The sequence below is a fragment of the Glutamicibacter sp. BW78 genome (assembly GCF_002332245.1).
Lineage (GTDB): Bacteria > Actinomycetota > Actinomycetes > Actinomycetales > Micrococcaceae > Arthrobacter_H > Arthrobacter_H rhombi_A.
The window spans coordinates 1-19,913 of the sequence record NZ_NRGU01000008.1 but is presented as its reverse complement, the minus strand read 5'-3'; the positions used below and the strand labels follow the sequence as shown (position 1 = coordinate 19,913).

At 65.0% G+C, this 19,913-nt stretch carries 12 protein-coding genes; 7 read left to right on the top strand and 5 right to left on the bottom strand.

The genetic code is table 11. From position 1 onward, the window contains the following. Positions 1-49: 49 nt before the first annotated feature. The 5 genes from CIK75_RS00900 to CIK75_RS00880 all read right to left on the bottom strand — a co-directional run bounded on the left by CIK75_RS00900 (position 50) and on the right by CIK75_RS00880 (position 10,083). Positions 50-6,145, bottom strand: coding sequence for an Ig-like domain-containing protein (locus CIK75_RS00900; RefSeq protein ID WP_096222942.1), 6,096 nt, complete (start codon positions 6,143-6,145; stop codon positions 50-52). Positions 6,146-6,273: 128 nt separating this feature from the next. After that, positions 6,274-7,641 carry an adenylate/guanylate cyclase domain-containing protein gene (locus CIK75_RS00895; protein WP_241895177.1) on the bottom strand — a complete coding sequence of 456 codons (1,368 nt, stop codon included), beginning with the start codon at positions 7,639-7,641 and terminating at the stop codon, positions 6,274-6,276. Next, the gene (locus tag CIK75_RS00890) at positions 7,622-8,182 is read right to left on the bottom strand and encodes a PH domain-containing protein (RefSeq protein ID WP_096222941.1); all 561 of its coding nucleotides are present in this window, start codon (positions 8,180-8,182) and stop codon (positions 7,622-7,624) included. The genes CIK75_RS00895 and CIK75_RS00890 overlap by 20 nt, the downstream gene beginning before the upstream one ends. A gap of 76 nt (positions 8,183-8,258) precedes the next feature. Then, positions 8,259-9,134, bottom strand: coding sequence for a biotin--[acetyl-CoA-carboxylase] ligase (locus tag CIK75_RS00885; RefSeq protein WP_096222940.1), 876 nt, complete (start codon positions 9,132-9,134; stop codon positions 8,259-8,261). Positions 9,135-9,207: 73 nt separating this feature from the next. Beyond that, positions 9,208-10,083: an NAD(P)-dependent oxidoreductase gene (locus CIK75_RS00880; protein ID WP_087000613.1), complete on the bottom strand. Its 876-nt coding sequence runs from the start codon at positions 10,081-10,083 to the stop codon at positions 9,208-9,210. 197 nt (positions 10,084-10,280) lie between these two features. Between CIK75_RS00880 and CIK75_RS00875 the strand changes: the two genes are divergently transcribed. The 7 genes from CIK75_RS00875 (at position 10,281) to CIK75_RS00845 (ending at position 19,875) form a co-directional block, all read left to right on the top strand. Then, positions 10,281-11,894, top strand: a complete 1,614-nt coding sequence (locus tag CIK75_RS00875) for an acyl-CoA carboxylase subunit beta (protein ID WP_096222939.1) — start codon at positions 10,281-10,283, stop codon at positions 11,892-11,894. Beyond that, complete coding sequence (locus CIK75_RS00870; RefSeq protein ID WP_087000609.1) at positions 11,891-12,139, top strand: acyl-CoA carboxylase subunit epsilon; 249 nt, start codon at positions 11,891-11,893, stop codon at positions 12,137-12,139. Before CIK75_RS00875 ends, CIK75_RS00870 begins: the two co-directional genes overlap by 4 nt. Before the next feature lie 75 nt (positions 12,140-12,214). Further along, positions 12,215-13,906: a DUF885 domain-containing protein gene (locus CIK75_RS00865; protein ID WP_096222938.1), complete on the top strand. Its 1,692-nt coding sequence runs from the start codon at positions 12,215-12,217 to the stop codon at positions 13,904-13,906. A 159-nt stretch (positions 13,907-14,065) separates the two neighbouring features. After that, entirely contained in the window at positions 14,066-15,487 is a 1,422-nt protein-coding gene (locus CIK75_RS00860) for a dicarboxylate/amino acid:cation symporter (protein ID WP_241895176.1), read from the top strand. A gap of 154 nt (positions 15,488-15,641) precedes the next feature. After that, positions 15,642-16,307 carry a TetR family transcriptional regulator gene (locus tag CIK75_RS00855; RefSeq protein ID WP_158225842.1) on the top strand — a complete coding sequence of 222 codons (666 nt, stop codon included), beginning with the start codon at positions 15,642-15,644 and terminating at the stop codon, positions 16,305-16,307. A gap of 3 nt (positions 16,308-16,310) precedes the next feature. Beyond that, a complete protein-coding gene (locus CIK75_RS00850; RefSeq protein WP_087000601.1) occupies positions 16,311-19,157 on the top strand; it encodes an MMPL family transporter in 2,847 nt (948 codons plus the stop codon). 4 nt (positions 19,158-19,161) lie between these two features. Then, the gene (locus CIK75_RS00845) at positions 19,162-19,875 is read left to right on the top strand and encodes a nucleoside triphosphate pyrophosphatase (RefSeq protein WP_087000599.1); all 714 of its coding nucleotides are present in this window, start codon (positions 19,162-19,164) and stop codon (positions 19,873-19,875) included. The last annotated feature ends 38 nt before the right edge of the window (positions 19,876-19,913 follow it).

The window sequence follows — 19,913 nt, the reverse complement described above, 5'->3', positions numbered from 1 at the left end:
TGGTTCCTCGGTTGGTGGTGTCGTCGCGGAGAGATCCTGCTGTACGGGGCTAGTTGGGCCACTTGGAGACATCGTTTGTCCAGATGGTTTTACCACCCTTTGTCAGTTTCACCGTGATGGGCATGAAGTAGTCGGCTCCATGCCAGCATCCCAATGACTGTTTTCCCGTGGTTCCACTCTTCACCGTGTAGGTGTAATTACTGAATTTGTTCTTTCGATTGCTGTCATAGCACTGGGCGTTCCAAGTTCCGGCATAGTCGCCGCGGAAATCGTCCATCACCACGGATAGCTTGTAGCAGTTGATGTCACAGTCGTCATCGACGACAGATCCACCGGAGCGCAACGTGGCCGACGGTTTCGGCGGGTCGGGTTTTTTATTGGACTTTTCGCTGATCGATTTACTCAGCGAGTGCTTTCCCTCGGAATCGGTGGCCGTGACGGTCAGTTTCCGGGTGGTTTCCCCCCCGACATTGACCTTCTCACTGCCGTCATTGGGGGTCGATGTTCCGCTGATGCTCGTTTTCAACGTCACCGGCCGGCCGTTGGCGTAGTCACTGGACTTCGAGTTCCAGGTGAATTTGATCCAGTCGTCTCCGTGGGAAGCTGAACGCCCGCCGCCGTCCTTCAACGGACCGTAGGAGCTCGTGCTGTTCGAAGCGGGGCTCGAATCGGCTGCGCCGGCCGCGTTAAGCGCCCTGACCCTCCACGAGTGGGACGCACCATTGGCGTTGGTGGTGATCACCGAGCCGGGGCCGCCGATCGACGTCCAGGACCCGCCGTCGGTGGAGTACTGGTAGCCGGTGATGGACGAACCATTGGCACCGGGCTTCTGGAAGGAGAGTTTGACCTTGTTGTTGGTTCCCGTGGCCTGGGCCGTGGGCTTGCCAATGGTCCTGGGCCGGCCATAAGGGGTCACTGCCGTCGACTTCCCGCTCGCAGGCGAGGTGCCGACCTTGTTCTTCGCCGTGACGGAGAACGTATAGGACCCGGTGGTCTTCAGCCCGGTCACCGACTGTTTTGTGGTCCCGGACGAGATCCCGTCGATGGTTTTGACGGTTGACCCACCCGCAAGGACTTTCAAGGTGTAGCCCTGGATGGGGGCGCCGTTGTTCCCGGGGGCCTTCCAGCTCACATTGACGACCCCGCCATTCACCGCCGATTCGGCGCGTACTGCGACGGGGGCCGTCGGCTGGAAGGGTTTGCCTGCTGGAATCACCGAGGACGAATAGTTGCTCCACTGCGAGGGCTTATCTGCCTTATTAACTGCCCTGACCCGGAACTGGTAGGACACCCCGTTCTTCAGGCCCTTCCAGGTATGGCTGGTCCCGGTGACTCCGGTGACCTGACTGACGCCGGTGGCCGGTGCCGGGGAGATTTCCAACGAGTAGCTGGTCACTGCCGAACCCCGGCTGACCGGTGGTGCCCAGTTCACGGTGGCTTGTTCGTCACCTGAGCTACTGGTCGGGGCCCCGGGCTGTTCCGGCTCGACATCGGGGCGGGCATCTGCCGAAGAGGCGGAGGCACTTGATTCACCGACGGCGTTGGTGGCGGTCACCGAGAAATTGTAGACGTGGTCGTTCTTCAACCCGTTGATGGTGCAGGTAGTGGTCGCACAGCTCTGCTCCACACCGTCACCGGAGACCGTGTAGGACTCGATCGGGGAGCCGTTGTTCGAGGGGGCATCCCAACTGAGAACTGCCTTGGAATCACCGGTGGATTCGACCAACGGCAGACCGGGAGCCTCGGGCTTTCCCTTGACGTTCAAGGTCACGGTGCCGTCGACCTGACGGTCGGGATCCTCGGTCACGTCCCCGATCGTGTACTGGACCGTCATCGTGCCGACGAAGTCCTGATCCGGGGTGATGGCCAACTGATCCCCGCGGATTTCCGCCCCGCCATCTCCCTGCTGCCCGGTGGCGCCAATGATCTTCAGCGGCCCCTGATCCTCATAGGGGTTGTGGTCGTTGGCCAGGACGTCGACGACCACTTTTTTGCCCTGCTGGGCGTCCTCGACGGTGTCAGCTACGGCCACCGGCAGTTCACGGGTGGAGGCGAGCACGTTCAGCGTGATGCTCGCCGACACGGCATCGTTGTGCCCGTCGCTCACCGAGACCTTCACCGAGCCCTTGCTGCCCTTGGGGGTCTTCACATCGGCGGAGGCGGTGAGGAAGTGGCCGTCCACCAGTTCGGTCTTGACCCCCTCGATGTTCTGCTCTCCGACAGAGAATTCGAGTTCGTCACCGTCGGGGTCACTGGCGATCTGACTCAGATCCAACCGGGCCGGGTCCTCGCCCTGGGCCACATCGAGCGAGTTGGACTGGATGCTGGGAGCCTCGTTGTCTTCCGGACGTGGCAGCACCTTGATCGGGATGGAGAGCACGCTATCGAGCCCATCACGGTCATCGGGCCCGGAACCGTCGGTGACCTCCACGGTCACCGATGCGGGGCCCGAATATTCCTTGGCTGATTTGAAGGTCAGCTCGGTGGCGGAACGGACCAGTTTGCCGTCGTTCTCCGGAACGGAGGACACCTTGGACTCATCGGTCAGTCGGGGCTGATGTCCGTCACGAACCTGCACCAGTTCCTCGAGGTCGAGTTTCAGGCTCTCCCCGGCCATCACTTCCTGCGGCTTATCGCTGCGCAGCACGGGACGTGCTCCGCCGACCCCCGGAACGATGGCGAAGGCCGTGGAGCTGAGGTCGTCCTGGTCGGTGATCGTGTAGGCAATGACTTGGGAATCGTCGGTCAGTTTGACCTTCAGCTGGTTGTCCTGGGTGACATTGGCCGTGGCCGGCTCATCCGGCAAGGTGATGTCCAGATCCTCGATCCGACCATCGGGATCCTCATCGTTATCGAGAATGGGTAGGGTGACATCTTCCTTGCCGACCACTTCCTGCAGCGAGGCATGGTCGTCACGGGCGATCGGGGCCAGGAGCTTGGCTTCCGGATCCGCTTCCACGGTGAGTGTGGCGCTGGCTGTTCCGCCGCGGCCGTCGGTGATCGTATATCTCACCGACAGGGACCCCTTCTGCTTCGGGGAGGTCACCACGATCCTGCCGTTGGAAACCTTGGCGTCCACGCCGTTGGACGTCTGCACGTCGTCGACGAGGGTGATCTGGTCGCCGTCCGGGTCGGTGTCGTTGCTCATGACGTCCACCGCTACCGGCCGATCGGGACGGACCGTGATGGAGTCGTTCACGGCCACCGGCGCGTTATTCGTCGTGGAGAGCGGGGCAACACCGACCATCACGGTGCCCGTCGCCCGGGCACCCAACCGGTCTTCGACGACGTAGGAGAACACGTCCGTCCCACTGGAGTTCCTGCTGGCGGTGTACTCGATGGCCGAACCCTTGACCTTCGCCGAGCCCAGCTGGGGGGCACCGCCGAGCTGGACGAGCGTCACCGAGTCCCCGTCGGGGTCGATTCCACCCAACGGGACGGCAATGGCGGTGGTTCCGCCGGCGAAGACCCGCCCGGTGATCTGTTCGGGTGAGGGTGGGGCGTTATCGGCCACGTCCACTGGCTGGACGTGGAAGTTCACGCGGGCGTTGGCTTCCTGCCCGTCGGGCCCGGCCACGGTGTAGACGGCGGAAACGTTATGCGGTTTGCCGTCGAATTCGCCGGCGCGGAAACGCACGGTGCTATCGGCGACGCTGATCAGCGATCCCTTGCCCAGGTCTTCGGCTTCCTTCAGGTCCGGAAGCAGCGTCAACTCCGCACCGTTGGGGTGTATGTCGTTCTCCAGGACGTCGACGGTGGCGACGTCTCCGGCCCGGACGACGACGTCGTCGGTGTTCGGCCGGGGCGGATCGAGCTTGGGCGGTGCCGGGACGGGGATCACATTGATCTCCCCGGTGGACACCCCACTGCCGTTGGACACCGTGTACTGGACCTTTTTCGGTTCGGTGAGACCGCGGACATCGGTGATCCGGACGAAACTGTTGCGTTCCACGGAGACGGTGAACGGAGCGTCGTCGGCTACGTCGGCACCGGTGAGGACCAGGACGCCGCCGGCGGGGTCGGAGTCGTTGCCCAGGACGTTGACCAGCACGTCCTGTCCTGCCGGCAGCAGGGCCACGTCGCGGACGGCGATGGGGTTGCCCGAGTTCTGTTCGGGGTCCTTGATGTCGATGCGCACCAGGCCGGGGGCACTGGCCGGACCGTTGGTGGCCACGTATTTGGCGTAGAAGGTCCCCGTCCGTTCACCGCGGATGGTCACCGTGCCGGTATCCGTATTGCTCTTCACCTCCACGCCATTGACCGATTCGACGGTGGCCAGGCGCAGTTCAGAGCCGCCAGGATCAAGATCGTTCTTCAACGGTGAGAACGTCACTTCTTCGCCGACATTCGCCGTGACGTGGTCGGTCGCGGTCACCGGCGGGGTCGCCGTTTTGGGCAGGACCTCCACGACGACACGCCCCTGGGCTCCTTCGCGCCCGTCGGAGACCTGCACGGTGATTTCCTTGCGTCCGACCTTCTTGCCGTTGTCCTGGAAGGTCAAGGCGCCATCGGGGCGAATGCGGATGATGTCCTTGTCATCACTGGAGCCACCCAGCAGTTGCAGGTCATCACCATCGGGGTCGATCCAGTCACTGAGGATGTTCTGGGTGACGGCTTCGCCTTGTTGGACCCGCAGGGTGGTGACGCGTTCCTGGCTGGGTTTGTGGTTTTCGTCCTCGGGGACGACGCGCACGGTGGCCTTCTCGGTCGCCTCGCCGCCTCGCCCATCGTCGGCCCGATAGGTGAAGGAGGTGCTACCGGTGGCGTCCTCGGGCACGACCATCTGGAACCCTGTGCCGTCGTTGACTTCTTGCAGGGTGCCCAGGGTGGGCTGCTTGCCGTCCAGCGAAGCAGTCAGCAGGTCGCCATCGGGGTCGACATCGTTGAAGAGCACCGGAAGGGCCGTGGTGCGCCCGGCCCGGACGCCGAAGGAATCGGGTTTGGTGATGGGCTTCTTATTCTTCTCGGTGCGGTTGGGCAGTTCGATGGCGTCGGTGACTTCCTTGGAGTCTTCCTTCTTCGCCTCGCCCTTGCCCTTGGGAGGTTCCAAATCGCTCCAGTTGCTCACGATCTGCATGCCGTCGTTGACCAGCCACACCTGCCCTGAGGTGACGTCATTGAGCACGACGACGTCACGGTTGACCCGGAACTGCAGGTCGGCGCCGCCCGGTAGCTCCGGCACCTGCCGGTTGACGTCTTGGGAGTCGTCATCACAATCACGCACGTATTGGGCGCTTCCCTGCCAGGCCGCATAGGTGCATTCACCGACCCTGACCGGCTGGATGGCGGTTCCGCTGGCTTTCAACGGCAGGTATTCTGTTTCCCCTCCCCCGAGCGGGACATCGGCCAATTTATTGCCCAAGGCGATCACCGCATGGTCGGTATCGGGACCGGGGGCCTGGAGTTGGCCGCCTTCGGGGTCGACGACGGTACTGGTCTTCCCCGCCGAGGTCGTGACCTTGCCCGTCTTTTCATCGAAGAGCACGGCGGTGTCGCCGACCACGCTGAGCTGCGCCTCCGAGGCATCCCCCAACTCCTCGACGTCCTGTTCACTTTCCTGGGTGAAGCTGCCGTCGGACTCGGCGACCCAACTGAAGAATTTATGCGCTTCGACGTCCACCGCCCAGACCGTGTCATCGGTCCCGACGGCGGTGAGGACCTGGCCCTTGGCCTCGAGCAAAGGAGGCGTGTCCTGGGAGGCGAAGCCGCCGAGGTTCTCCGTCGCCGTGGCATAGACGACGCCGTGATCGGCGTCGGTGACCGAGACGACGTCGGAGCCGTAGGAGAAGGATGAGTTGGCCGGCAGGGCGTTATCGTCGGCGAATTGGACCATGGCCGGATCGATGGTGGTCAGCGCGCCTTGTTCCAGGTTGCGCACGAAGACGTGCTCGGCGTCCTGCTCCAGATCGTAATCGGGCAGCGGTGTCAGCACGCCGCCGTCCAGGGTCTTGGACTGGTAGTTGAGGTGGCCGACCTTATTGAGCTCCTTATTCACCACCCAGACACCGCCGTCGTTCAGATCGACGTCAGCTGTCTTGAACCCCGGATAGATGATGGCCCCGGTGATGGCCAGCGCGGAGACCGCCGAGACGGCAGCCACCTTGAATCCCGTGCTTTTGCCCGGATTCGCACCCCATCGGGACATACCTGTAGTTCCTCATCACCGTCAATTTTTGTTCGGCACCCAAAGGAACAGAACCAGCCACCGTAGATCATAACGGATGGAAGAAAACCGTGACATGGGGAGAACTCCCCATCCCGTGGCCCAGGAGATCAGTCCAGGACGAGCCCTGCGCCCTCCCCCATGGACAAGACCACGGGGTTGATATCCCCGAAACCACGGACCTGCGTGGTCGGTTGCGGGTCCAGGACGAAGCGGTCGTCGCCTTCCAGGGTGCCCGCGGTGACGGAATCGGTCCAGACCGTCCCGGGGTCGGCGAGCGCCGTCAGTCGTGAGGCCAGGTTCACGGTCGGCCCGTAGACATCTCCCAGTCGGGAGAGGATGCGCCCCCAGACGATGGAGACCCTGGCCTTGGGCAGGAAGTCGTCGTTGGCGAATTCGGTGGCCAGGGTCAACGAGATCTGGGCCCCGGCCTGCGGGGTTTCGGCGATGAACAGGACCTCGTCCCCGATGGTCTTGACCAGACGGCCGCCACCGATGGAGATGATCTCGGCACATTTGTTCTCGAAGCGCTGCACGGTCTGCGCCAGGGTGCGTTCGTTCATCCGGCGCGACAGCGAGGTATAGGAGACCAGGTCAGCGAACCCGACGGCACGGGCCAACGGCAACGGGGCGTCGTCTTCGCTGCCATCGCGGCCCTCTTCGCTGGAGGCCAACCCCGTTTCGGCACGGACGCCTAGACGGTGGACCGCCGCGTTCAGCTGGCGGCGCCAGGAATAGACCAGCAGCTTCTCCAAGGGATCCACCAGATCCGGGAGGCGGTCCACGAGCCGGCGTCGGGCTTCGGGATCGCTGACACCCTGGTTTTGGACCATGTCCTCGACCAGCGCCTCGATCTGCCAGACGACCATCCTGTCGGTCATCTGTCCGATCGACCGGGTGATGGAGACTGCCGCCTCCTCCGTGAGCACCGAACTACGCACATTGCCCACGATCGTGCGCAAGGCCTCGAGATCGACCTCGGTGAAGGCGACGTCGTCGTCCCCCAGGTTGGGGAAGCCCAGGGCTCGCCACAGCTTCCGGGCACTGAGCAGCGAGATCCCGGCAGCGGCTGCGGCCTCGCGACGGCGCATGGTGCGTTTGGCCCCGAGCAGCAGTTTTTCCAGATCCTGGGCGGACTCCTTGACCTTTTCGCGTTCCAACGCTTGGGCCAACGGCAACGCCCGGGTTTCGGGTCCGGCATCGGGGCTCAGCTGCGGCAGGCCCCCGGTGGACGTCCCCAGCGAGGATGATCCCTGATCTGCCAGGTCCAGGTTGGCCGTGTCCGGGTGCGCAGGCTCGGTGGCCGGCTCCGGCGATGCGGGCTCCTGGTCCTCCGCAGCTTGCTCGGCCCGCTGCCAGGGGGCCAACGGCAGAATGGGGAGGGCCGCGGTCCTGGGTAGGGGCTCCCGGCCCGGTGTTGCGGCGCTTTCCGCCCGCTCATCACCGGCATCCTGCCCATCATCCATGTCCGATCCCATCCACGCGTTCCTCTGTACCAATTCCTACACCATCGAACCCCATCGTTCTGGGTAAACGCTCAATGGCCGTCACCACCAGCTCCCGGACCCGGTCGATCCGCGGCAGATGCGGGATACGGACCGGCCCGTTGGCCGTCTCCAGCACCAGGGCCCCCGAGCCGCTCGCCCGTTCAAACAATTTCTGGCTGGTCTTCAGGGTCCTGACGAAGGCCAGCGGCAATTCCCACTGGTTCTTGGCCCCGACACCCCGGCGCACGACGATGCGTTCGTTCGTCAAAAAGACCAGGGTTCGTCTCCATCGAATCACCGGGATGATGCTCCAGGCCAGCAGAAGCACTCCGGCAACGATGGGGATGACCACCTGCAATAAGGGCACGGTCTCCACCACGGCATCCGGCAGGTCGTTGCGGGTCAGGGTCCCCAGGACGAAGGCGCTCAGGGCCGCCAGCACGACGAAGACGACGGCGGGACGGTTCAGGACACGACGATGCGCACGGGTCTTGAAGATCACCCACTCGTTCTCGGCCAGTCGCAGCCTCATTTGCTTTTCCTTCCATCGCCTGGGCGTCGCGCCCCAGGTCGTATCCAATTCTAGGCGGGAGACCCGATGGCCTGGATCAGGCGTAACGTCCGTCGGTGCGGCGCAGGTGCACGACGTCTCCGGCACGGATGGACGTCGTCGTCCCGTCGGCAGTCCTGACGTTCAGCGCCCCGTCCGGCTCCAATCCGACGGCGGTGCCTTCCAGGGTGGAACCCGAAGGGAGTTCGGCCCGGATCGGTGCCCCGAGGGTGGCCATGGACCGGGCGACCCGTTCGAGCAGTGTGGCGTCGCCGTCGATCGCGTCCCCCGCCCGGCCGCCGGCCCGCAGGAAGCCGTGATAGAGCCGGGAGACCCGGCGCAGGTAGTCGCCCAGCAGGGCCGTCGTGTCCACCGTTCGGGCACCTTCAAGGAGCAGTGAGGTGGCGGTGGGCACGGGGAGTTCTTCCCGGCTCAGGGTGACGTTGACCCCCGAGCCGACGACGACGGCGGAGCCTCCGGGGGCGGGAACCAGGTGGGCCAGGACTCCGGCGATCTTACTTCCGGAGACGATCACATCATTGGGCCATTTGAGCTCGGCGGGGACACCGGCGCATTCCCGCAGGGTCTCGGCCAAGGCCGTGGCGCAGAGCATGGACATCCAGGCGTAGGTCTCCGCGGTGGCGGGCCGGCCTCCGGGTGTCGGGCGGAACAGGAGGCTCACCGCCAAGGAACTGCGCTCGGGTGCCTGCCAGCTGCGGTCCATCCTCCCTTTTCCTGCCGATTGGAAGTCGGTGGCCAGCGCGCTGATTTGTGGCCACTCCTCGGGGGCTGTGGTGAAGGCAGCGGCCAGGTCGGTATTGGTCGAACCCGTGGATTCCACGACGTCCAGCCGGGCGATGGTCCCCGGCCCGACCAGATCACGGCGCAGGGCCTCGGCATCCAAGGGGGCACGCAGGGCTGCTGATTCGTTCATGGTTTCCAGCCTAGTCCGAAGCCCCCGTGGCGGGCCGACCGTGTCGGTGCGGCCCGCCGGGGCGGCCAGGGGATCAGAGGAACATATCGGGAACCAACTGGTCCTCCGGCGCCCCCATGCTGTAGCCGGTGAAGTCGGTGACTCCCTCACCGCGCAGAACCTCTTCGTCGATGAAGAAGTTCCCGCTGCATTCGCTGGCGGGCCGGGCCAGGATGACCGCTGCGGCGTCGGAGACGATGGCTTCCTTGCGGGCCCCGCGGATCAGCTGCTCCCCACCGGGCATGTTCCGAATGGCTGCGGTGTTGATGAGCGTGGCCGGCCACAGCGAGTTCACGGCGATCCCGTCACCGCGCAGCTCCTCGGCCAGACCGAGCGTGGTCATGCTCATCCCGTATTTGGCCATGGTGTAGGCGAGGTTGGCGCCGGCCCATTTCGGGTCCAGGTTCAGCGGTGGGGACAAGGTGAGGATATGCGGGTTCTCCGAGCGGCGCAGGGCGTCCAGGCTCAACTTGGAGAGCAGGAACGTGCCGCGAACGTTGATGTCATGCATCAGGTCATAACGTTTCATCGAGACCGCATCGGTGGTGGACAGGTCGATCGCCGAGGCATTGTTCACGACCATGTCGATGCCACCGAATTCGGCGACGGTCGCCTCGACCGCGGACTGCACGTCGTCGTCGTTGCGCACGTCGCCGACGATCGGCAGGGCGCCAACGCCGTGGGCTCGGATCTGTTCGGCTGCCGTGTAGACGGTGCCTTCAAGGGTCGGCTGGGCCGTGGCGGTCTTGGCCATCAAGGCGATATTCGCTCCGCCGGCTGCCAGTTCCAAGGCGATGGCGAGTCCGATGCCGCGGCTTCCACCGCTCATCAGGACCGTACGTCCTGCAAAGGGGCGGGCTCCGTCGACGGCGTCGGCTACGGGGTTCTGGGGTACTGGTGACTCGGTCATGACCCCAGCCTACGGGAAATCCCTCCCAAAGGTTACCCGTCAGTAACAAGAAGTTTCTGCCCCGAACCAGCTGAGCGCCACGCGGCGACTTTGTAGGGTTCCTACAGCCGACACGACGCCGCACGTCACTAGACTGAGCTTGAGGGCACACTGATTGTGCCATTCCTACTACTTTCAAACAGACGGGAGTCTCCCGCATGAGCGAGACCGGCCTCCAGGCACCGGACGAGCAGATCGACCTGTCCACTACCGCGGGCAAGATCGCCGAATTCCGGCGCCGGCAGTCGCAGTCGCTGACCCCCTCCGGACCGGAAGCGGTGGAGAAGCAGCACGCCCGCGGCAAGAACACCGCCCGCGAGCGCATTGAGCAGCTCATGGACGAGGGCTCCTTCGTTGAATTCGATGCCTTGGCAGTGCACCGCTCCACGGCCTTCGGCATGGATGCCAAACATCCCCTCGGCGACGGCGTCGTCTCCGGGCACGGCACGGTCGATGGCCGCCTCGTGGCCGTCTACTCCCAGGACTTCACCGTTTTCGGCGGCTCACTGAGCAAGGTCAACGGCGAGAAGATCGTCAAGGTCCAGGAATTCGCCCTGCGCAATGGCTGCCCGGTCGTGGGTATCAACGACGGCGGTGGGGCGCGGATCCAGGAGGGTGTCGCCTCGCTGGCGATGTTCGCCGACATCTTCCGCAACAACGTCCACGCCTCGGGCGTCGTCCCCCAGATCTCCCTGATCCTTGGCCCCTGCGCCGGTGGTGCCGCCTACTCCCCCGCGCTGACCGACTTCGTGGTGATGGTGGATAAGACCAGCCACATGTTCATCACCGGCCCCGACGTCATCAAGACGGTCACCGGCGAGGAAGTCGACATGGAGACCCTCGGCGGTGCTCGCCAGCATAACGCCAACACCGGCACCGCCAGCTACCTGGCCACCGACGAATCCGATGCCATCGATTTCGTCAAGGAACTGTTGGACTACCTGCCCAGCAACAACCTCACCGAGGCGCCGCCCACGGAATTCGAGGAGGAACTGAGCGTCACCGAGGATGACCTGGACCTCGATCTGCTCATCCCGGATTCCGCCAACCAGCCCTATGACATGCGTACCGTCATCGAACACATCGTCGACGACGGCGCCTTCTTGGAAATGCAATCGCTCTACGCGCCGAATGTGATGATCGGCTATGCCCGCGTCGAGGGCCGCAGCATCGGCATCGTCGCGAACCAGCCGATGCAGTTTGCCGGGACGCTGGACATCGCCGCCTCGGAAAAGGCAGCACGCTTCGTGCGCCATTGCGACGCCTTCGGCCTGCCGATCCTGACCCTGGTGGACGTGCCCGGCTTCCTGCCCGGCAAGGACCAGGAGTTCCAGGGGATCATTCGCCGCGGCGCCAAACTCCTCTTCGCCTACGCCGAGGCCACCGTCCCGAAGCTGACGGTCATCACCCGCAAGGCCTATGGCGGCGCGTACATCGTCATGGGGTCCAAGAAACTCGGTGCAGACCTGAACCTGGCCTGGCCGACCGCGCAGATCGGTGTCATGGGTGCCCAGGGTGCCGTCAACATCCTGTTCCGGCGCGACTTGGCAGCGGTTGCGGCCGCGGGCGGGGACGTCGAAGCACGCCGGACCGAGATCATCGACGACTATGAAACCGAGCTGCTCAACCCCTACCAGGCGGCAGAGCTCGGGTACATCGACGCCGTCATTGCCCCCTCGGACACCAGGACCCAGATCGTTCGCGGGCTGCGGGCCCTGCGCGATAAGCACGCCTCACTGCCAGCCAAAAAGCATGGGAACATCCCGCTGTGACCGGATCAGCACACAATGAGAACGACGCCGCTGCTGCCGCGCCGCTCTTCGCCGTGGTCCGAGGAAACCCGGACGACGTGGAGGTGGCCGCGCTGACAGCGGTCCTGGCCTGCCTTCCGGGCACCAGCCAGGAGCCCAACGGCGCCGATGCGGCGACCTCCCGACGCGAGGTGATGCGCAACCAAGCCTGGCAGCGCCGTCATTTGGCGGGCCAGCCGGGCCCCTGGCGGAGCGGTCGCTCCTAGCGGGCCACTGCTCCCTCCGCGGAGGTCGCTGCCTGATCTTCAGCACCTGCTTCACTTGCGGTTAGGCTGTGCACTATGACCAACGCCACATCCGCAGCCACCCGTGCCCCCAGCGCCATCGATGCCGTCGCCGACCAGTTTTTCGACCGCCTCATCGCCCTCGCCCCCGATTTCGCCACCTCACTGGGCATCCCCGGCCACGAAACCGGATATTCCGACTACTCCCCCGCCGGCCAGCAGGCCTATGTCGAGGCCGTCCGCACCACGCTCCAAGCCCTCGAAGGCCTGGAGCCGGTCGACGACGTTGATGCCATCACCCTGGACGCCATGCGCGAACGACTCGGCCTGGACCTTGAACTTGACGCCACCGGGATCACCCAGCTGAACAACATCGCCAGTCCGGCCCAGGACATCCGGGCGATCTTCGATCTGATGCCCACCGACACCACCGAGCAGTGGCAGCACATCAGCGGTCGGCTCGCCAATGTTTCAGGAGCCATCGGCGGCTATATCGCCTCGCTGCGCAAAAGCCGCGACGAGGGCCATGTGGCGGCCCAGCGCCAGGTCCGCATTGTCATGGAACAGACCCGCGACTACGCCAAGGCCGGCGGTTTCTTCACCTCCCTCGCCGCCGAGGCACCCACCGCTGCCGGGGAACCGGCGGCAGCGCTAGGGGATGAACTCTCCACCCATGCCGCCGAGGCGGCCGCAGCCTATGCCCGCCTGGCCGACTTCCTGGAAACCGAACTTCTGCCCTCAGCCCCGACCAAGGATGCCGTGGGCCGGGAGTATTATGCCCTGTGCTCACGGCAGTTCATCGGTGCCGAGATCGACCTGGACGAAACCTACGACTGGGGCGTCGCCGAACTGGACCGACTCATCACCGAACAGGAGATGGTGGCCGGGCAGATCAAGGCGGGCGCCTCCATCGTCGAAGCCAAGGAGATCCTCAACGCCGACCCACAGCGCCAGCTCAAGGGCACCGAGGCGCTGAGGACCTGGATGCAGGAAAAGGCCGACGCGGCAGTGGCCGCCATGGAAGGGGTCCACTTCGAGATCCCCGAAACCATGCGCCGCCTCGAATGCATGATCGCCCCCACCCAGGAAGGGGGCATCTACTACACCGGCCCCTCCGACGATTTCAGTCGTCCGGGCCGCATGTGGTGGTCCGTTCCCGCAGGTGAGGACGACTTCACCACCTGGTCCGAGACGACCACGGTCTACCACGAGGGCGTTCCCGGCCACCACCTGCAGGTCGGCACCGCCACCTACCGCAAAGACACCCTGAACAACTGGCGCCGTAACGCCTGCTGGGTCTCCGGCCATGGTGAGGGCTGGGCCCTCTATGCCGAACGGCTGATGCTGGACCTGGGCTACCTGGCCGATCCGGGCGACCATATGGGCATGTTGGATATGCAGCGGATGCGTGCGGCCCGCGTGGTGTTCGACATCGGCGTCCACCTGGAGCTGGACATGCCAGAACGCTGGGGCTCCGGCCCGTGGACCCCCGAGAAGGGGTACGACTTCCTGTCCAAGCATCTGGACATCTCCGAGGGCCAGCGCCAATTCGAGTTCACCCGCTACCTCGGCTGGCCCGGTCAGGCCCCCTCCTACAAGGTGGGCCAGCGCCTCTGGGAGCAGATCCGCGATGCCCGTCGCGAGACCGAAGGCGATGACTTCGACCTCAAGGCCTTCCACAGCCAGGCACTGAACATGGGGTCGGTCGGTTTGGACACCCTGCGCCGGGCCCTGCTGCCTGCTGGCTGAGGCAGGAGGCAAGGCCCACATCGAAATCGGGAATGAACCCGCCGATCCCTTGCAGGACAAGGGATCGGCGGCGCCACCCGCGGGACAGCAATACAGCACCGCGTCATAAAGTGAAATATTAACTCTTCGGGGTGTACCTTCCGGCCCTACGGTCGTTTCGTGAGCACATCAACCAAACCCCACCGCATATTGCCCCGCTGGGTGACCGCCTTCGGCCCCCAGATCGTCGCGGGCCTGGTCCTCGGCGTCGTCCTCGGACTGGTCGCCAAATACACCGGTAGCACCGCCGAGTCCCCCAACGCCCTGGGCGCCACCTTGGACACGATCGGATCCAGCTACGTCTCGCTGCTGCGCGCGGCGGTCATCCCGCTGGTGTTCTTCGCCGTGGTCGCCTCCATCGCCAACCTCTCCCAGGTCACCAACGCCGCCCGCCTGGCCTGGCGGACCATCCTCTGGTTCGGCATCACCGCGCTGATCGCCGTGCTGATCGGCATGGGACTAGGCACCTTCATCCGTCCCGGTGCCAACACCGGCCAAGGAGCCCCTGAGGATTACGTCGGCAAAACCGGCGACTGGTGGGCCTTCCTCACCGGATTGATCCCGGAGAACTTCCTGGGTATGGAAACCAGCAGCAAGGTCGCCGAATCCGGTGACGTCTCCACGAGCCTGTCCTTCAACGTCCTCCAGGTCCTGGTCATCGCCGTGGCCGTCGGCATCGCGGCCCTGAAAATCGGTTCCGCGGCCAAGCCCTTCCTGGATCTGAGCGCCTCGCTGCTGTCGATCATCCAGAAGATCCTGTGGTGGATCATCCGGCTGGCGCCGCTGGGCACCGTCGGACTGATCGGCAACGCGACAGCCTCCTACGGCTGGGACACCATGGGTGCGCTGGGCAAGTTCGTCATTGCCATCTATCTGGGTCTGGCTCTGGTGCTGTTCGTGGTCTACCCGATCCTGGTCAAGGCCCACGGCCTGGGCGTGCGTTCCTACTATTCGGGGGTCTGGCCCGCGGTCCAGCTCGGCTTCGTCTCCCGTTCATCGATCGGCACGCTGCCACTGACCCAACGCGTGACCGAACGCAACCTCGGGGTCCCACGCGGCTACGCCTCGTTCGCCGTCCCGTTGGGCGCGACGACCAAGATGGACGGCTGCGCCGCGATCTACCCGGCCGTCTCGGCGATCTTCGTGGCCCAGTTCTTCGGCATCGATCTGGACGTCACCCAATACATCCTCATCGCCATCGTCTCGGTGCTGGGCTCCGCCGCCACCGCCGGGACCACCGGCGCCGTGGTGATGCTGACACTGACCCTCTCCACGCTGGGCCTGCCGTTGGCCGGTGTCGGCCTGCTGCTGGCCGTGGACCCGATTCTGGACATGGGCCGCACCGCGGTCAACGTCGCCGGACAGGCGCTGATCCCGGTGATCGTGGCCAAACGAGAAGGCATCCTGGACCACGACCTCTACAACGCTCCGCGCAACGGCACCCCCTTCGCCGATGAGTTCGAGTCCGCCCGCGCAGCCGAGGCCTCCGAGAAGGAAGAAACCCAGAACCCGGTACCGGTCCAGGCATCTTCCGCCTGCTGATCTTCAGCACGCTCACCACCGAGGGGCCCCGCACTGCCGATGCGCAGCGCGGGGCCCTCTTCGCTTCCTCCGCTTCTTCAGCTTCTTCCGCGTTCTTCCGGCACCCTCATCACCAACTTGCACAGTGTGCAAACTTGCACGTAGTGTAACGAAGGTGACTCCGCTTCCCGAATCCTCCACCAGTGGCCCCTCGCGCCGCGAAATCAACAAAACAGCCACCCGCGCCGCCATCGTCGACGCGGCCATGACGCTGCTGCGCGCCGAGGGCTTCGAAGCGGTGACCGCCGATCGGGTCGCCGATGCCGCCGGCGTCTCGCGGCGCACCTTCTTCAACTACTTCCCCTCCCTCGAAGCAGCCCTGAACGGCCCCACTGAGGCCTTCGTGGAACATGTCATCCAGCTCTTCGAGGCGCAGCCGCGCGAACTGCCGATCATGTCGGCCGCCGTGAACGCCCTGAACGGCATGGCCGATCGCAGTCTTCTGGCCCCGGTCGCCGAACTCGTCACCGTGTCCCACAGCAGTCCGCAACTGGACCGCCTGGAACTGGAATCCTGGAACGACTGCGCCGAACGCCTGGTGGCGATGATCGTGACCCGGGTTCCGTCCACCGACCCGCTGACCGCCTCGGTCTTCGCCAACTCGATCATCGGTGCCGGCCGCGCCGCCGTCGACTTCTGGATCGAACAGGCCGGCGGCGATCTCTCCGAGGCCTCCATCACCATCTTGCAGCAGCATCTGACCACAGCGCTGAGCCAACTACGCGATGGCTTCCCCACCCTGAACGTCCCGGCCACCCCGGCCCAGATCCGAGAGGCCTAAACCATGGCCACCTTCCTCTACAAACTCGGCCGCATGGCCTACCGCCGTCGCTGGGCCGTCCTCTCGGCCTGGATCGTGGGCCTGCTGGCCATCGGCCTGTCCGCCGGCGCCTTCATGGGTACCCTGACCAACAGCTTCTCCATCCCCGGCACCGAGACCCAGCGCGCGCTGGATACCCTCAAGAAGGAGATGCCCGAATTCTCGGGCGGCAGCGGTTCGATCGTCTACCAGACCTCCGACGGTAAGAAGTTCACCACGGACCAGAAGAAGGCCATTGGTACGTCACTGGACGAGCTCGAAGCCCTCCCGGATGTCCGGGAGGCCTCCAACCCCTTCACCACACAGAAGCAGCTGGACGACGCCCAACAAAAACTCGACGACTCCCAGCAGAAGCTCGACGACGGCGAAAAGCAACTCACCGACGGACGGCAGCAACTGGCGGACGGCAAGGACCAGATCGCCGACGCCAAGAAGGACATCGCCGACGGACGGCAGAAGCTCAAACCCGAACAAGCCAAGATCGACGACGGACGCGCCGAGCTCAAGGACGCGCAGACCAAACTTGACGGTGCGGCACAAGCCGGGGCCATCCCCCCGCGGCAGCTTGCCGCCCAGCGCGCCAAGCTGGAGGCCACCGAAAAGCAGCTCGATCAGGGTCAGGCCAAGCTCGATGCCTCGGCCCAGCAACTCGATGCCGCCGAACAGCAGATCACGGCGAAGGAATCCGAGGTCTCCGCGAGCGAGAAAAAACTCGAAAAGTCAGCGCAGAAGCTTGAGCAAGGCAAGAAGGATCTGGCCCTGGGCAAACGCCAGGCCAAATCCACCGATGGCATGCGCTTCGTCTCCCAGGACGGGACAACCGTTGCCGTCAATGTCTCCTTCACCGGCTCTGCCGATGCCCTGACCTCTGAAACCCGCGATGAGATCAAGGATATTGCCGGCGAAGCGACGTCCACCGGATTGAAGGTGGACTACTCCACGGAAATCGTCCAGGACATCTCCTCCATCTTCGGTTCGGCCGAGATCATCGGGCTGGTGATTGCCGCCGTCGTCCTGTTGGTGATGCTCGGAACGTTCGTCGCCGCCGGCCTGCCACTGCTGATGGCAGTCCTCGGCGTCGGAGCCGGTGTCGGCGGAACCCTTGCCCTGTCCAGTGTGATCGAGATGGCTTCGATCACTCCCGCACTGGCCCTGATGCTCGGGCTGGCCGTAGGCATCGACTATTCGCTGTTCATCGTGCACCGACATCGTCGACAGCTGTTGGACGGCATGGACCTGGAGGAATCGATCGGGCGGGCGACCGGCACCAGCGGCAACGCCGTGGTCTTCGCCGGCCTGACGGTGATCATCGCCCTCTCGGCGCTGGCCGTTCCCGCCCTGCCGTTCCTGTCGGTGCTGGGACTTTCGGCCGCCTTCACCGTGGCCATGGCCGTGCTCATCGCCATCACACTCACCCCGGCACTGCTGGGCTTCATCGGCCGCCGGCTCATCAGCAAGCGCGCCTGGCGCAAGGCTGCCGCCACGGCTGTCGCGCCGGCGACAGGCCCCGCCGACGACAGTGTCGATTCCGCAGCCCACCCCAATGCCGCGGGCAATCGCGGATGGGGTGCCTTCGTGACCAGGAAGCCGATCCTCATGGGTTTGATCGGCATCCTGTTGCTGGGCATCATGGCGATCCCTGCCCTGCAACTCCGCACGGCCCTGCCCGACGGCAGCGCGGAACCTGTCGATTCCAGCGCCCACCAGGCGTACGAACTGCTCAGCGATAAATTTGGTGCCGGCTATAACGGGCCCATCATCGCCTTGGCTGATCTGCCGGCCGGGTTGGACGCAGATGAAGCTGAAGCCAAGAACCTGGACATCGCTGACGAACTGCGCGGCATCAACGGAGTCGTCGCCGCAGTTCCCGTGGGCATCAACGATGACAACACGCTGGCAGTGCTGCAGATCGTCCCCGAGGAAGGCCCTGCCGACCCGGCGACCGAGCAAGTGGTCACCGACATCCGCAACGCTTCGTCGGGGATCGAAGCCGAGACCGGAGCACATCTGGCCCTGACCGGCCAGGTCACCGCGCAGATTGACGTCTCCGAGCGTCTGGCCGAGGTGTTGCCGCTCTACCTGGGCATCGTCGTCGGGCTCTCCCTGGTGCTCCTGCTGCTGGTCTTCCGTTCGGTGATCGTGCCGATCCTGGCCACTGGAGGTTTCCTGCTGTCCCTGATGGCCTCCTTCGGTGCCACGGTCGCGGTTTATCAATGGGGTTGGCTCTCAGGGATCTTCGGGGTGGCGACCCCGGGGCCGATCATGAGTTTCCTGCCGATCTTGCTGATCGGCATCCTCTTCGGCCTGGCCATGGACTACCAGGTGTTCCTGGTTTCGGGCATGCGGGAGTCCTTTGCCCACGGCGAGGACCCGAAGGCCGCCGTCCGCTCGGGGTTCGCTCATTCGGCCCCCGTGGTCACCGCCGCGGCACTGATCATGACCAGCGTCTTCGCCGGCTTCATCTTCGCCGAACTGACGATGATCCGGGCCATCGGCTTCGCGCTGGCGATTGGTGTGCTGCTGGATGCGTTCGTGGTCAGGATGACGATCACCCCGGCGATCATGCACCTGCTGGGGCGCCGCGCGTGGTACATCCCGAAGTGGCTGGATAAGGTCCTTCCCGATGTGGACGTCGAAGGCGCGAAGATCGCCGCACTGGACACGGCCGGCCCCGCGGGGGGCCCGGCCGGTGGATCAGACCCCGAGTCCGGCGGCCCCCACGGTGGAGGCGGAGACGACGGCAGCGACGACACCGGCGGACCGGGCCATCCCGCCCACCGTGCCGACACCCCGGTGGACGCATTACGGTAGGGGCATGAGCATGGACCCTTCCTCCCCCCGTACCGCCAACGCCGATCCCGCAGACCCCGGGGCCGAGGAGGAACCGCCACTGCTGGTGCTGGCCTCCCGCTCCCCGGGACGGGCCAGGATCCTGACGGACGCGGGCATCGACTTCGAGGCCATCGTCTCCGACGTCGATGAGGACGCTGCCGTGGCCGAGGCCGCCGAGCGTCTGGGAGGTTCACTGGATGCCCCGTCGATGGCGTTGCTGCTCGCCCGGACCAAGGCGGAGTCGGTGGCAGCCCTCGAAGCGGCCGACGGCGCCGTCGTTCTGGGCTGCGACTCGGTTTTTGAACTCGACGGGGTCTCCTACGGCAAACCCCCTGCCGCCGAGGTGGCCATCGAGCGCTGGAAGGCGATGCGGGGGAAGACCGGGGTGCTCCACACCGGCCATTGGCTCGTGGACAACCGCAGCACCGAAGAGGACGACGGCGGTACGGGGGCCACGCTGGGCACCGTGGCCTCGGCCTCGGTCAGCTTCGATGAGGTCACCGATGAGGAGATCGAGGCCTATGTGGCCACCGGGGAACCGTTGCCCTGCGCCGGGGCCTTCACCATCGACGGCCGCGGCGCAGCCTTCATCACCGGCATCGACGGCGACCCGCACACCGTGGTCGGCCTATCAGTGAACACGCTGCGTCACCTGCTGGTCTCCGCGGAGCTGTCGATCACCGATCTGTGGGGCTGAATAATTTCTAGAAAGTACCCTGTTGCCTCATAGCAATA

What these genes read in the sequence shown, in the direction of transcription:
- CIK75_RS00865 (WP_096222938.1), top strand. Translation starts at nt 12,215, where the DNA reads ATGACCAACGCCACATCCGCAGCCACCCGTGCCCCCAGCGCCATCGAT.
- CIK75_RS00880 (WP_087000613.1), bottom strand. Translation starts at nt 10,083, where the DNA reads ATGACCGAGTCACCAGTACCCCAGAACCCCGTAGCCGACGCCGTCGAC.
- CIK75_RS00875 (WP_096222939.1), top strand. Translation starts at nt 10,281, where the DNA reads ATGAGCGAGACCGGCCTCCAGGCACCGGACGAGCAGATCGACCTGTCC.
- CIK75_RS00885 (WP_096222940.1), bottom strand. Translation starts at nt 9,134, where the DNA reads ATGAACGAATCAGCAGCCCTGCGTGCCCCCTTGGATGCCGAGGCCCTG.
- CIK75_RS00900 (WP_096222942.1), bottom strand. Translation starts at nt 6,145, where the DNA reads ATGTCCCGATGGGGTGCGAATCCGGGCAAAAGCACGGGATTCAAGGTG.
- CIK75_RS00850 (WP_087000601.1), top strand. Translation starts at nt 16,311, where the DNA reads ATGGCCACCTTCCTCTACAAACTCGGCCGCATGGCCTACCGCCGTCGC.
- CIK75_RS00895 (WP_241895177.1), bottom strand. Translation starts at nt 7,641, where the DNA reads ATGGGATCGGACATGGATGATGGGCAGGATGCCGGTGATGAGCGGGCG.
- CIK75_RS00890 (WP_096222941.1), bottom strand. Translation starts at nt 8,182, where the DNA reads ATGAGGCTGCGACTGGCCGAGAACGAGTGGGTGATCTTCAAGACCCGT.
- CIK75_RS00845 (WP_087000599.1), top strand. Translation starts at nt 19,162, where the DNA reads ATGAGCATGGACCCTTCCTCCCCCCGTACCGCCAACGCCGATCCCGCA.